Origin of the sequence: Actinomadura macra NBRC 14102 (assembly GCF_001552215.1) — a bacterium.
Classification (GTDB): Bacteria; Actinomycetota; Actinomycetes; order Streptosporangiales; family Streptosporangiaceae; genus Spirillospora; species Spirillospora macra.
The window spans coordinates 701,363-714,409 of record NZ_BCQT01000004.1 but is presented as its reverse complement, the minus strand read 5'-3'; the positions used below and the strand labels follow the sequence as shown (position 1 = coordinate 714,409).

Below are 13,047 nucleotides of genomic sequence, written 5' to 3'. Positions count from 1 at the left end.
GAAAACTGGACTATACCCGCAGACGGTAGTGAGAGCTTATGTCCTGGCATGTGAGGGCTTGAGCAGCCACCTGGCTTTTGGCTCGACCGCCCAGCGTGTCGCGCGCTGCACCGGCGCCGTGGCGAGCGCCACGCCGAGCGCGAGCGCCGCGAGTGTGACCGCGACCATTCCGAGCGGGTTGTGCAACACGGGCTTGTCGAGCATGCCGCTGTAGTCGAACGTCTTCACGATGAGGCCGTGCAGCAGGTACACGTACATCGTCCGCGTCCCCATCCGGGTGTACCAGGCCCGCCCGCGCGGCACCGCGGCGAGGAACGCCGCGCCGAGCACGAGTGCGAGCACGGTGGCGAGGACGCGCCCGCCCATGCCCTGGAGCGTCGAGTAGCCCATGTCCTCGTAGCCCAGCGTCCACCACACGAAGCCCCGGTTGATCTTCGGGATGACCGTGCCGCGCTCCCAGACGTAGGCGATGGGCAACGCGGCGAGCAGGACGCCGATGCCCGCCCACCGCGCCCACGAGCGGCGCAGGACGTGCACGTGCCGCGGCTCGATGGTCAACCCGAGCACGAAGAACGGCAGCAGCCCCGCCGTCCGGCTGAGCGTCGAGTCGGCGGTGAACGCCCAGGTTCCCGCGACCAGCGCCAGCGCGAGCGACACCACGACCGGATGGCGCAGGTGACCCCACAGCGGCGCGCTCAGCCGCCAGAAGACCATGGCCACCAGGAACCACATGAGGAAATGCGGGCGCAAAAGCGAGCTCAACCGGAAATCGACATCGTTGATGAAGACAAGTTGCAACCGGTAAAGCACGATGAAAATGACATATGGAACGATCAGTGTGGGGAAAATACTTCGGAACTTCTCCGTGGAACGCATGAATCCACGGGAGAAGTAGCCGGAGATGAACACGAACACCGGCATGTGGAAGCCGTACAGCACCATGTACGCGGCGTGGGTGGCGTGGCTGTCCCCGAACTCGGCCCAGACGTGCCCGACGACGACCAGCAGGGCCGTGAAGAACTTGGCGTTGTCGAAGTAGGCATCGCGCGCCCGCGGGGGAGGGGCGGCCTCGCCGGAGGGCCGGCCGGAAGGCTCGTCGGCCGGGGGGCGTGACTGGGGGAGGGTTTCCGTCATGTCTCCGAAAGATTCATTTGGTACGTCACCGTCGTTCACGTGGAAACATGGCGACTCTAGTGCCCGTGCGGCGGCGCCGTGGCCAGATGCGGCAGACTGCCGCAACCCCGGCGATCAAGGACGCCGCGCGGCGGGCGCTGTTCTAACCGCGGGACCGGGGGCGTCGTAGCGGAGTGAACACCCACGTCATCTTGGGTTCCAGCGCCCAGCTCATACATCGCACAACGGGCTTGGAGCACAGGAACGTCCCGACGACGACCGCCCCGGCGATCACCGCGAAGACGCCGAGCGGGGTGTGCATCCACTCCGCCCCCCACCAGCCGGTGAAGTTCAGCAGCCGGGTGACGAACCCGTGCAGCAGATACGCGTAGAGGGTGGCGGCGCCGAGCTGGGTGAACCAGTACTGCCGGCGCGGGACGATGGCCAGGAACGCCGCGACGAGGACCGTCGCGCTGACGAACATGCCGAGCCGCATCACGGTCCCCGCGAAGTTGCCGACGCCGAGCTCGAAGTGCGGGTGCTTCCAGAAGATCCAGTCCCGCGACATGTGGTTCATCACAAGGTAGGAGCAGCCGAGCCCCACCGCGAGGACGACGAAGCCGATCGGCCGGGCGACGGGCTTCTTCAGCAGCTCGAAGTGCTCCGGCTTCAGGCACAGGCCGAGCACGTAGAACGGCAGCAGCCCGACCACCCGGTGGATGTCGAAGGTACCGCCGAGGTCGCTCATGTAGGACAGCAGCGAGAACACCAGCGCGACGGCCAGCGGCCACCGGATCTGCTGCCAGACCGGGGTGGACAGCCGCCACAGGAACAGCGCGCACAGGAACCAGGTGAGGTAGTACGGGTTGAGCAGACTGATCTCCAGCTCGTTGCGGCCCGCCAGCCAGTCGTAGATGGAGTAGGCGAACTCGAACACCACGTACGGCACGCCCACGTTGGTGATGAGCTTGCGTGCCTTGCCGCCGGAGAACGTCCAGTTCCGCGAGAAGTAGCCGGTGATCACGATGAACAGCGGCATGTGGAACATGTAGATGAAGATGTACAGGCCCTTGGCCAGGGGGACGTTCTGCAGGTTGGCCAGCGAGTGCCCCGCCACCACCAGCAGGATCGCCAGGTACTTCGTGTTGTCGAAGAACGGGTCGCGTGGTTTGCGCGGCCGTGCCGGCGCCGCGTCGGGGGCGGGGGCCGCCGGCTCGACCGGGACCTCCGCGGCCCAGGGCTGATCCGGTTGCTGCGCTCCCGTGGGCGGCAGCGCACCAGGCTGGATCGTGCCAGGCGGGACGGTGTCAGCCGGGACGGTGCCGGGCTGGGCCGTGCCGGGCGCGGAGGGCCGGGTGGTGTACGTCATGGCTGCGCGGTCAGGTTCCCTTGCAGATGTCGTCGTTGGCCTTGATCTCGCCGTCCTGCTTGGGGATACCTCCCCTGACGTTCTTCAGGGCCGTCCAGTCGGAGCCGACGATCAGGTCGACGACACCGGGGCTGCCACCGCGCACGCGGGCGGCGGCCTGCGGCTTGCTCGGGATCAGCGCGGTGAGCGTCTGGGCCTGCTGGTCGGCACCCGAACCGTACAGGACCTTGGTGATCGTGGTGGTGGAGGCGTTGCCGCCCACGCTGACCTGGAAGCCCTGCGACTCAAGGTCGTCGGCGACCCGCCGGGCCTGGCCCTCGATGCCGCTGGCGTTGTAGACCCGCACCCGCACCTGGCTCGGCGGGATCTTGGAACTGCCCGGCTTCGGCTCGGTGGGCACCGTCTTGTCGTTGCGGATGGAGGCGAAGAAGGGCTGCGCGGCGGTGGTGAGCGCCACCCGGTTCGGGTCGGCCGGGTCAGGGCCGGACGGGACGGTGACGAAGCGCAGCTTGCCCGAGGTCATGCCCTGCATGCCCTGGGCGATCTTCATCATGACCTGCGGCGTGAGCTCCTCGTCGGTGGTGAGCGACTTGGTGGCCGCGTTCATCAGCGACAGCAGCTTGCGGGGGTTGCTGAGCACCCCGGCGCTCATCGCCTTGTTCGCGAGCGCGCCCATGAACTTCTGCTGCCGCTTGATGCGGTCGGTGTCGGAGCCGTCGCCGAGACCGTGCCGGACGCGAACGTAGGCGAGCGCCGTCTCGCCCTGGATGTTGTGCTTGCCCTTGCTCAGCCGGAGCTTGGACTTGGGGTCGTTGACGTCCTTCGGCAGGCACACCGGGACGCCGCCCACCGCGTTGGTGATCGACTTGAAGCCGTTGAAGTCGACCTGCATGAAGTGGTCGATGCGGATGTTGGAGATGCTCTCGATCGTCTTCATCACGCAGGCCGCGCCACCGTTGGTGAAGGCCGAGTTGATCTGCGCGCGGGACGAGGCGGGGATCGTCCGGCCGTCCTTGGTCCTACAGGCCGGCATCCGGATCATCAGGTCGCGGGGGAAGCTGATGCCCATCGCCTGCCCGCCGCCGGGGGACAGGTGCAGCAGGATCATCGTGTCCGAGCGCGGCGGCTCGTTCTTCATCGAGCGCCCGTACTTGGCGTTGGAGCCCTCACGGGTGTCGGAGCCGAGGATCAGGATGTTCATCGCGCTGTTCAGCTTCTTCGGCCGGTTCGGGCCGAGCTGTGCGTTCACGTCCTCGTGGGAGATGTTCCCGAACGCCTTGCGGTACAGGCCGTAGGCGGTCAGGGAACCGACGACCATGACCGCCGACAGACCGATGCACACCCAGCCGAGGATGCGCCAACCACGTCGAGGCGGCGCCGTCTGCGGATCGGCGTCGTCGACGTACTCCATGTACATCGGGTTGCTGTTCATCGGCTCCGTGGTCCGGGGGCAAGCCCGCTTTCCGGGGGATCGGATGGCATGACGGTCGTAGCGGGAGCAAGGGAGAGCGTAGGTCAGGCGAGCCTGCGCAGGGACCCGGATGCCTCATTCCATCCGGGAAGCCCGGCCACCGCCGTCACATGCTCCAGCGTGACCCGACGATCGAGTACGGCTTTGTCGAAGTTTCGTTGAATTATGACGGAAGCACCTGAGGCTAGTGGTGCGAGCAGGCCCGCCAGAACCCCGTCGAGTGTGGCGAACGACATGTCAACCAGGACACGGCTCCGAGCGTCAAGCTCCCATTTCGCCACGGCCGAGCGGGCGGCGCCGACCAGGGCCGTCCCGGAGAATGTGGTCTTTGTCACATTCGGCTCGGGGCTCACGGTGAGCGCGGATGCCTCTGGTGTGACCTCCGGGGCGGGAGTGAACCGGTCGCCGTGCGAGCGTACTTCGGCGGCGTAGTCGGTCACCCCCGGCGGGCAATCGGCGAGCGGTCCGCCGAGCGCGTGCAGCGACAGGCCGACGACCTCGTCCGCGCCGGCGTAGGCGTTCGCGTTCGCGATCACGTCGTCCAGCACCTCCTCGGTCGCCGCCAGGATGTACGGCTCGGACCCTCCGAACGGTTCGGCGTCGCCCCTCTGAGTTCCGGCACGAACGGGTTCCGGATCCACCGGTTCCGCGATCAGCCCCGCCGACCAGCAGGCCGTCAACCACACCGCGGTCTGCCAGTGGGGCGGCAGCGCGAGCACCGCCCGCGTTCCCGGCTCGGCGCCGAGACCGTCCACGAGGAAGTTCGCCGTCTTGGCGACCCAGTTGTCGAACGTGCGGGCCGACAACTCGACGCGTTCGCCGGACGCGTCGTCGTAGTAGGTCACGAAGGGGCGGGACGGGTCGTCCGCTACCCGCCGCCGGAGCAGGTCCGCCGGGCCCGTCCCGTCGCCGGTGCCGCCGCTGGCGTGTGTGGTCATGGGGCGAGCGTAGAGGTCCAAAAGCCGTTCCGGGGGGTGTGGGGGGTCGTCCCCCCACAGGAGTAGAGCCTGTTCCGGGGGGCGTCCCCTCGCAGAGACAGAGCTGTTCCGAGGGGGGAGTCGTCCCACACGAGGGTGCGGGCGGGTACGGGCCGCTGCGGCGCATGTACCGCTACGCTCCGCTCCGATGGACGACCACCTCATGGGCCGGCGCGCGGGTCGGCTGCTCGCGCGGGTCACCGTGGCCCCGGCGCTGCTCCTCGTCGCGTGGCTGGCGGTGTCGCTGCCGCTGCTGCTTGCGGGGGTGTTCCGTCCGGGCCCGGCGATCTGCCTGTTCGTGCCCGTGGCGGGGCTCGCGCTCTGGCTGGGGCTGCGGTCCCGGCCGCGCGAGGACCCCTCCGGCGAGTCGGGCCCGGCCGACCTGAACGGCCGCGCGACGCCGTGGTGGGCGACCGGCGCCGTGCTCGCGGTCACGGTCGCGTTCCTCGTGCTCCAGGTGGTCATGTGCTCCGAGCAGATCATCGTGCGCCGCGACCCGGCCTCGTACGTGCAGTTCGCGACCTGGTTGACCGACCACGGCTCACTGCCGATCCCCCGGATGGAATGGGCTTTCGGCGGCGACGACAAGGCGCTGGGGTACGCGAGCCCCGCCTTCTACGAGGACGGCGGGTCGATCGTCCCGCAGTTCATGGCCGGGCTGCCGATGGTGCTGGCCCTGGGCGGCTGGATCGGCGGCACGCAGGGGATGTTGCTGATGGCGCCGCTGCTCGGCGCCTGCGTCGTCCTTGCGTTCGCCGGGCTCGTCGCACGGCTGGTCGGGCCGCGCTGGGCGCCCGCCGGGGCGTTGCTGCTGGCGTTGACCTTGCCGATGTTGTGGGCGTCCCGCTCGACGTTCAGCGAGCTGCCCGCGCTGGTGCTGCTGCTCGGCGGGCTGTCGATGCTCCACGACGTCCGCGGGGAGGAGGTACGGTCGGCGCGGGTGAAGGCGTTCCTCGCGGGCGCGGCGCTCGGGCTGATCGTGCTCGTCCGCATCGACGGGTTGCGCGACGTGCTTCCGGTGGTGGCGTTTGCCGGGCTGCTCATCGCCCGCCGTCACCAATCTGTTCCGGGGGGTGTGGGGGGTCGCACCTCCAGAGGAGTACAGCCCGGGTACCCGCTGGCCGCCGGGCTCGCGGCCGGTGTCGCGGCCGGGCTGGTCGAGGGCTACGCGCTTTCCCGCCCGTACCTGCGGTACCTGCACGCCTCGCTCGACCCCCTGCTGGTCCTCACCTCGCTGATCGTCGCCGCGACCGGTGTCCTGGTGCTGCTGGTGCGATGGCGGCGCACCGGTCCGAGACTGCGCGCGCTCGCGGCGGCGGTCGGGCGGGGGCGGCTGCCCGGCGCCGCCGGCGTCCTCACCCTCCTGGTGATGCTGGGGTTCGCAATCCGGCCGCTGGTGCAGACGGTCCGGCGTGTCCCGGACAATCCCGACGACGAGCTGAACTCGTACTTCATCGAGCAGGTCCAGCGGATCAACCACATGGCCATGGACGGCACCCGGCAGTACTCGGAGCTGTCCCTGCACTGGGTCGTCTGGTACATCGGCGTGCCCGCGCTGCTGCTGGCCACCTTCGGTGCTGCGCTGCTGGTACGCCGGCTGATGCGCGGCCGGTCGCCGGAGTGGCTGCTGCCGTACGCGGTGGTGGTGTGGACGACCGTGCAGGTGCTGCTGCGCCCCGGAATCACCCCCGACCATCCGTGGGCGTCCCGGCGGCTGATCGGGCTGGTCATTCCCGGGCTGCTGCTGTTCACCGTGTTCGCGGCGGCGTGGACGGTGAAGCGGATCCGCCGCCTCGGGTACGGGCCGAGGGTCGTCCGGACGGTGGCCGGTGCGGGCGTGGTGCTGTTGCTCGTGCCGATCGTCCTGACGTCCGGCGCCTTCATGGTCTCCCGGACGGACCAGCACGAGCGCGCGGCCGTCCGTGACCTGTGCGCGAGGCTCGGGCCCGGTCGCTCCGTGGTGGTCATCGAGCGGGCCACCGCCGACCGCTTCCTCCAGGTGATCCGCAGCATGTGCGGGCTGCCCGCGGCGCGCACGGTCCCCGGGGCGAGGCCGGCCGACGTCCGCCGGGTGATCGGCAAGGTGTTCGCGGCGGGCCGACATCCGGTGATCATGGCCGCTGAGCGGGAGCAGGTCGCGCAGTACGGCCCGGTCACCCAGGCCGTGCGGCTGCGGACGCGGCAGGACGGCCGGACCCTGGACGGGCCGCCCGGCGGCACCTGGGGCCTCAGCGTCGACGTGTGGATCGCCGAACCGCCGGGCCCGTAACGGAGGCTGCGGTACGCCGGTGCGAGTATCCTCGCGCTGCGTGAGTACCCAGCCCGTCACGTCAGCGCCCCAGCCCGCCGAGCCGGCGCCTTCGCCCGTCGAGCCGGTGCCTTCGCCCGTCGAGCCGGTGCCGCGGTCCGCCGAGCCGGTGCCGCCGTCCGCTGAGGCGGTACCGCCGGCCACCGAGGCGGTGCCGCCGTCCGTCGAGTCGGTTCCCCGTCCAGGCCGGGAGCCGCGGCCCCTGCCCGCCGATCCGATCCCCGATCCGGTCCACGTCACGATCGTGCTGCCCTGCTACAACGAGCAGGACCATGTCATCGACGAGATCGAGCGCATCACCAAGGCGATGGACGACAGCGGCAAGACCTACGAGCTGCTGGCCGTCGACGACTGCTCCACGGACGCGACGCTGGCGCGGCTGGAGGAGGCGGCGCCCCGTTTCCCGCACATGCGGATCATGGCGTTCCAGAACAACAGTGGTTCGGGCACCGTCCGGCGCATCGGCTCGCAGCAGGCCCGCGGCGAGATCGTCGTGTGGACCGATGCCGACATGTCCTACCCCAACGAGCGGATCCCCGAGTTCGTGGACGTCCTCGACAGCGACCCGTCCGTGGACCAGGTCGTCGGGGCGCGCACCACCGAGGAAGGCACGCACAAGGCGCTGCGCGTTCCCGCCAAGTGGTTCATCCGCAAGGTCGCCGAGCGGCTCACCAACACGAAGATCCCGGACCTGAACTCCGGGCTGCGCGCGTTCCGCCGTGAGGTGTCGCTGCCCTACCTGCGGCTGCTGCCGCCCGGGTTCTCCTGCGTCACGACGATCACCATCGCGTTCCTGTCGAACCAGCATCCCGTGCGGTACATGCCGATCGACTACGCCAAGCGAGCGGGGAAGTCGAAGTTCCACTTCACCAAGGACGCCTACCGCTACATCCTCCAGGTGCTGCGGATGGTGATGTACTTCAACCCGCTGAAGGTGCTGATGCCGCCCGCGCTGTGGCTGATCGTGATCGGGCTGCTCAAGGGCGTGTTCGACATGGTCGTGCACTTCGGCTACTTCGCCAACAACACCATCATGATCTTCGTGACGGGGTTGATCATCGCATCGCTGGCGCTGCTGGCCGACCTGATCGTCCGCTCGCGCGGCGACGTCTAGCGCGATGCCGGAGAACGGGATGCGGATCGCCGTCGTCGGGCCCGCGTTCCCCTACAAGGGGGGCGGCGCCCACCACACCACCGAGCTGGCGCACCGGCTCGCGGCCGCCGGTCACGAGGTCGTGATCGAGTCGTGGCGCGCCCAGTACCCGAAGTTCCTGTACCCGGGCGAGCAGACGATCTCCGAGCCCGAGGGCGAGCCGTTCCCGGCGACGCGGCGGCGGCTCGACTGGCGCCGTCCGGACGGCTGGTGGCGCACCGGCCGTTCCCTGCGCTCCTGCGATCTGGTGGTGCCGGCCGTGCTGAGCCCGGTCCAGGTGCCGTCCTACCTGGGGATTCTGGCCGGGCTGGGGCGCCGGACGCCGGTCGTCGCGCTGTGTCACAACGTCCTTCCCCACGAGCGCAAGCCGTACGACGTGCCGCTGATGAAGCGGCTGCTGCGGCGGGTCGACGGCGTGCTCGTCCACTCCGAGGCACAGGCGGACGTGGCGCGGGGGCTCACCGGCCGTCCGATCCGGGTGGCGGAGATGCCCGCGCACCTGCCGGCGTCCGCCAAGGCCCCGCGGACTGACGGGACGGTCCGGAACCGGCTGCTGTTCTTCGGGATCGTCCGCCCGTACAAGGGCCTGGACGTCCTGCTCCGCGCCCTCGCCGCCGGCCCCGCCGGCGTCGCGCTGACCGTCGCGGGCGAGTTCTGGGGCGGTCTGGACGAGACCAGGCGGCTGATCGACGACCTGGGGCTGTCGGAGCGCGTGGAATTGCGCCCCGGCTACGTGCCCGCGGCGGACGTCCCGGGCTTGTTCGCCGCGGCGGACGCGCTCGTCCTGCCGTACCGGACCGCCACGGCGTCGCAGAACGTGTGGATGGCCCACGAGTACGGCCTGCCGGTGATCGCCACCGACGTGGGCGGGTTCGCGGGCCAGGTCCGGGACGGGGAGGACGGCCTCATCTGCGCCCCGGACGACGTGCCCGCCCTCACCGGCGCCCTCGAACGGTTCTACGCGCCGGGGGAGCCGGAGCGGCTGCGCTCCGGCGTCCGCCCGGTCGACCACGGCCCGGTGTGGGCCGCCTACCTCCAAGCGCTGACGGGCGGCGTGCTCACAGGTGCGGTTCGAGCACCTTGAGCAGCGCCCGCTTGGGCTTGGCGCCGACGATCTGCTCCACGACCTCGCCGTTCTTGTAGAGCAGCAGGGTGGGCAGGCCCATCACACCGTACTTCTGCGGCGTCTGCGGGTTGGCGTCGTAGTCCAGCTTCGCGATCCGGATCTTGCCGCCCTGCTCCTGCGCGATCTGGTCGAGGATGGGAGCGATCATGCGGCAGGGGCCGCACCACTCGGCCCAGAAGTCGACCAGTACCGGAGTGTCGCTCTTCAGGACCTGCTCGTCGAACGTCGCGTCGGTCACGGTAATGGGGCCGGTCACGGTCCCTCCTTCGTTTGCGGTGTACCCCTGACAAGCGCGTCACGGGCGGGTTCATTCCCGGGTTCCCCGGGGCCGGGCGCGGTGCCGCCGCCCGCACGTGCCGCGGGGCCACGTCCCAGCAGAAGGGCGGCGCCCGCGTTCAGCAGATCGGCGACGGTCAGCACGACGCGGGAGGCGATGGCGACGACCACCGGCGCGCCCGCCGGGAGCACCGGCGTCAGCACGACGGTCAGCGCGGCCTCGCGGGCCCCGATCCCGCCCGGCGCGATGAACACGAGGAAGCCCGCGACGAACGCGAGCGCGTAGGCCCCGGTGGCGAGGAACGGCAGGCCCGCCCCGTCACCGCCGACGGCGACGCACAGCAGCCAGGTGTGGACGCCGAACAGCGCCCAGCCGAGGAGCGTCCAGCCGATCGCCCGCAGGGTCACGCCCAGGCTGACGGGGTGCTCCAGCGGAGGCCGCCGGATGAGCCGCAGCATCGTGCCGAGGCACCACGTCACGATCTTCGGGTGCAGCGCCGCCAGCATGACGGGCGCCAGCGGGAACAGCCACCAGTACTTCTCGCGGGCGGCGGCGGAGGTCAGCGGCAGCGTCACCGCCGCGACGGCCAGGCCGCACGCGGTGGACGAGGCCACCGCCAGCAGCGTCGAGCCGAAACTGCGCTCGGCGGGGACCTTGTGCTCGCGCGCCATCTCGATCTGGGTGACGAGCGCCCACACCTTGCCCGGCACGTACTTGCCGAGCTGGGAGATCGCCGAGATCCGGAACGCGGCCCGCATCGACAGCGGCGACCCGAGCCCGGACAGGAACGTCCGCCAGCCGAGCATCCAGACGAACAGGCCCGCCACGCCGACCGCGAGGGACCCGGCGAGCGTCGCCCAGGACATCTCCCGGAACGCCCGCGTGGTCGCGTCCCACTGGTCGATCACGCTGTAGGCGCAGAACGCCAGGGCGAGCAGCACCAGCAGCACGCGCAGGGTCCGCATGGCGATGACCTTCATCCTCACCCGCCCAGGGTAGGCGAACGCGACCTCGCCGCCGTCCGCTCGCCCTACAGTTGGGGATGATGAAACTCTCGGATGTGGTCGCCTTCATGGGGCACCAGGTACATGTGTGCCGGTACCGCGAGGCGGGGACGCTCCTCGGCTGGATGGGGCGGGACCTGCGCGGCCGGCGTGTCCTCGACGTCGCCGGCGGTGACGGCTACTGGGCCGGGCAGGCGCGCAGGCGCGGCGCGGACGCGGTCTCGATCGACCTCGCCCGCGCGAAGATGGTCTACGGCCGGACGCTCGCCCACGCGCCCGCGCTGATCGAGTGCGACGCCCTGCGGCTGCCGTTCGGCGAGGCCACCTTCGACGCGATCCTGTCGGTGTGCGCGATCGAGCACTTCGACGACGGCGGGAAGTCGCTGGACGAGATGGCGCGCGTCCTCAAGCCCGGCGGCGAGATCTTCATGTCCGCCGACGTGCTGAGCCGCGCCGACGCCTGGCCGAAGCTGCGCGACGCGCACAAGGCCAAGTACCACGTCCAGCACACCTACACCCACGACAGCCTCCGCAAGCTGATGGACGAGCGCGGCCTCGACCTGGTGCGCCACTCCTACCAGTTCCGCACCGCCGCGACGGAGCGCCTGTACCTGTCGCTGTCGACGTACGGTGGAAAGGTGGGTTTCAACGCGGCGGCGCCGCTCACGCCGCTGGTCGCGCTCGCCGACCGGAAGGCGCCGAACGAGCGCGGCAGCATCGTCCTGATCCACGCCCGAAAGCGCGGTACGTGAGGGTGGTCGGGGCGTCAGCGCGGCGGGCTGAGGCACATTTAAGGCAGACCTCAGGCCCCGTTCGGCCAGGGCCGGTTGGAGCGGCCGAGATCGCACGCATCAAGCCCCGACGGGCGTAGGCTCGGGGGTAAAGAGTGATCTACGCCACTGCGGCCCCTGATCTTTGAGAGGGGGCCGGGATGGGGGAGTGGACCGTGGCGCCTCGGATCCTGCTGGACGCCACCGCCGTGCCCGCCGACAGAGGCGGGCTCGGGCGGTACGTGGACGGCCTGCTGGCCGCCCTGCACGCGGAGGGCGCCGACCTCGCGGTCGCCTGCCAGCGCGCCGACGAGGAAAGGTACGGGGAACTCGCGCCCGGCGCGCGGATCGTCGCCGGCCCGGCGGCCCTCGCGCACCGCGCATCACGGCTGGCCTGGGAACAGTCGGGCCTGCCGTACGTCGCCGAGGCGGTCGCCGCCGACGTCATCCATCTGCCGACCTACACGATGCCGGTGAGCGCCAGCCTGCCGACCGTCGTCACGATCCACGATGTGACGATGTTCGCCGAGCCGGAGGTGCACGACCCGGTCCGCACGACCTACGTCAAGTCGGCCACCCGCACCGCCGCACGGCGGGCGACGCGGCTGATCGCGCCGTCCCGGGCGACGCGCGACGAACTGGTCCGGCTGCTCGGCGCCGAACCGTCCCACATCGACGTCGCCTACCACGGTGTCGATCACGAGGCGTTCCACCGTCCCGCCGAGCTGGAGACCAAGCAGGTGTCCGACCGGCTCGGCCTGCACGGCCGCCCGTACGTGGCCTACCTCGGTGCGCTGGAGCCGCGCAAGAACGTCCCGAACCTGATCCGCGGCTGGGTGCGCGCCTGCGCCGAACTGGCCGAGCCCCCGGCGCTCGTCCTGGCGGGCGGCGGAGGCTGGGACGACGAGGTGGACGCCGCGCTCGCGACCGTCCCGCTCCAACTCCGCGTACTGCGCCCCGGCTACCTGTCATGGGCGTCCCTCCCGGGGTTCTTCGGCGGCGCCCTCGTGGTGGCGCTGCCGAGCCGCGGCGAGGGGTTCGGGCTGCCGGTCCTTGAGGCGATGGCGTGCGGCGCGCCCGTCCTGACCACACGCCGCGGCCCTCTGCCGGAGGTCGGCGGCGACGCCGTCGCCTACACCGAACCCGACCCCGACGGGATCGGACGTGCCCTGACCGCCCTCATCGGCGACCCCGCCCGCCGTGCGGAACTCTCCGAGGCCGCCTACACGCGCTCCCAGGACTTCAGCTGGACCGCCTCCGCGCGAGCCCACATCGCCTCCTACCAACGAGCTGTGTCGAAGTAGTTCTTGTTGCAATCCCGGCCCAAGGACTCGCCTGGCAGCTCGCCCTTGACCGTGCTTGGGCGAGCGCGACATCGCTTCGCGATCTTCCCGGCGAGGCTCGCCTTCGGCATCGCCTCGCCGGTCAGGTAGCGCACTCGCGTGACGGCTGAGGTCGTGGGGTGGGGCCTCTAGGCTT

The 13,047-nt window shown here is 70.5% G+C and carries 11 protein-coding genes; 5 read left to right on the top strand and 6 right to left on the bottom strand.

The genetic code is table 11. The features are described from left to right. Positions 1 to 36: 36 nt before the first annotated feature. From AMA02S_RS07945 to AMA02S_RS07930, 4 genes are all read right to left on the bottom strand, one after another. Positions 37 to 1,134, bottom strand: a complete 1,098-nt coding sequence (locus tag AMA02S_RS07945) for an acyltransferase family protein (protein ID WP_067453818.1) — start codon at positions 1,132 to 1,134, stop codon at positions 37 to 39. A 142-nt stretch (positions 1,135 to 1,276) separates the two neighbouring features. Beyond that, the gene (locus AMA02S_RS07940) at positions 1,277 to 2,482 is read right to left on the bottom strand and encodes an acyltransferase family protein (RefSeq protein ID WP_067453816.1); all 1,206 of its coding nucleotides are present in this window, start codon (positions 2,480 to 2,482) and stop codon (positions 1,277 to 1,279) included. 10 nt (positions 2,483 to 2,492) lie between these two features. Next, positions 2,493 to 3,914 (bottom strand): LCP family protein, encoded by a 1,422-nt coding sequence (locus AMA02S_RS07935; RefSeq protein WP_067453812.1) that lies wholly within the window; start codon positions 3,912 to 3,914, stop codon positions 2,493 to 2,495. A gap of 83 nt (positions 3,915 to 3,997) precedes the next feature. Then, positions 3,998 to 4,891: a TIGR03089 family protein gene (locus tag AMA02S_RS07930; RefSeq protein ID WP_067453809.1), complete on the bottom strand. Its 894-nt coding sequence runs from the start codon at positions 4,889 to 4,891 to the stop codon at positions 3,998 to 4,000. Positions 4,892 to 5,078: 187 nt separating this feature from the next. Here AMA02S_RS07930 and AMA02S_RS07925 point away from each other — a divergent pair, with 187 nt between their 5' ends. From AMA02S_RS07925 to AMA02S_RS07915, 3 genes are all read left to right on the top strand, one after another. Beyond that, positions 5,079 to 7,199 (top strand): hypothetical protein, encoded by a 2,121-nt coding sequence (locus AMA02S_RS07925; protein WP_245667393.1) that lies wholly within the window; start codon positions 5,079 to 5,081, stop codon positions 7,197 to 7,199. 241 nt (positions 7,200 to 7,440) lie between these two features. Beyond that, positions 7,441 to 8,352 carry a glycosyltransferase family 2 protein gene (locus tag AMA02S_RS07920; protein ID WP_439951586.1) on the top strand — a complete coding sequence of 304 codons (912 nt, stop codon included), beginning with the start codon at positions 7,441 to 7,443 and terminating at the stop codon, positions 8,350 to 8,352. 19 nt (positions 8,353 to 8,371) lie between these two features. Beyond that, the gene (locus AMA02S_RS07915; RefSeq protein WP_067454079.1) at positions 8,372 to 9,475 is read left to right on the top strand and encodes a glycosyltransferase family 4 protein; all 1,104 of its coding nucleotides are present in this window, start codon (positions 8,372 to 8,374) and stop codon (positions 9,473 to 9,475) included. Here the strand turns inward: AMA02S_RS07915 and trxA are convergent. Both trxA and AMA02S_RS07905 read right to left on the bottom strand, forming a co-directional pair. Further along, entirely contained in the window at positions 9,450 to 9,773 is a 324-nt protein-coding gene (gene trxA, locus AMA02S_RS07910) for a thioredoxin (RefSeq protein ID WP_067453803.1), read from the bottom strand. The genes AMA02S_RS07915 and trxA overlap by 26 nt on opposite strands. After that, positions 9,770 to 10,774 carry a lysylphosphatidylglycerol synthase transmembrane domain-containing protein gene (locus AMA02S_RS07905; RefSeq protein ID WP_067453800.1) on the bottom strand — a complete coding sequence of 335 codons (1,005 nt, stop codon included), beginning with the start codon at positions 10,772 to 10,774 and terminating at the stop codon, positions 9,770 to 9,772. Before AMA02S_RS07905 ends, trxA begins: the two co-directional genes overlap by 4 nt. 65 nt (positions 10,775 to 10,839) lie before the next feature. On the opposite strand from AMA02S_RS07905, the gene AMA02S_RS07900 reads away from it, so the two are divergent. Together AMA02S_RS07900 and AMA02S_RS07895 are read left to right on the top strand one after the other, a co-directional pair. Continuing rightward, a complete protein-coding gene (locus AMA02S_RS07900; protein ID WP_157430457.1) occupies positions 10,840 to 11,550 on the top strand; it encodes a class I SAM-dependent methyltransferase in 711 nt (236 codons plus the stop codon). A gap of 194 nt (positions 11,551 to 11,744) precedes the next feature. Further along, positions 11,745 to 12,872: a glycosyltransferase family 4 protein gene (locus AMA02S_RS07895; protein ID WP_067454076.1), complete on the top strand. Its 1,128-nt coding sequence runs from the start codon at positions 11,745 to 11,747 to the stop codon at positions 12,870 to 12,872. Positions 12,873 to 13,047: the final 175 nt, after the last annotated feature.

What these genes read in the sequence shown, in the direction of transcription:
- AMA02S_RS07945 (WP_067453818.1), bottom strand. Translation starts at nt 1,134, where the DNA reads ATGACGGAAACCCTCCCCCAGTCACGCCCCCCGGCCGACGAGCCTTCC.
- AMA02S_RS07940 (WP_067453816.1), bottom strand. Translation starts at nt 2,482, where the DNA reads ATGACGTACACCACCCGGCCCTCCGCGCCCGGCACGGCCCAGCCCGGC.
- AMA02S_RS07935 (WP_067453812.1), bottom strand. Translation starts at nt 3,914, where the DNA reads ATGAACAGCAACCCGATGTACATGGAGTACGTCGACGACGCCGATCCG.
- AMA02S_RS07930 (WP_067453809.1), bottom strand. Translation starts at nt 4,891, where the DNA reads ATGACCACACACGCCAGCGGCGGCACCGGCGACGGGACGGGCCCGGCG.
- AMA02S_RS07925 (WP_245667393.1), top strand. Translation starts at nt 5,079, where the DNA reads ATGGACGACCACCTCATGGGCCGGCGCGCGGGTCGGCTGCTCGCGCGG.
- AMA02S_RS07915 (WP_067454079.1), top strand. Translation starts at nt 8,372, where the DNA reads ATGCGGATCGCCGTCGTCGGGCCCGCGTTCCCCTACAAGGGGGGCGGC.
- AMA02S_RS07905 (WP_067453800.1), bottom strand. Translation starts at nt 10,774, where the DNA reads ATGAAGGTCATCGCCATGCGGACCCTGCGCGTGCTGCTGGTGCTGCTC.
- AMA02S_RS07900 (WP_157430457.1), top strand. Translation starts at nt 10,840, where the DNA reads ATGAAACTCTCGGATGTGGTCGCCTTCATGGGGCACCAGGTACATGTG.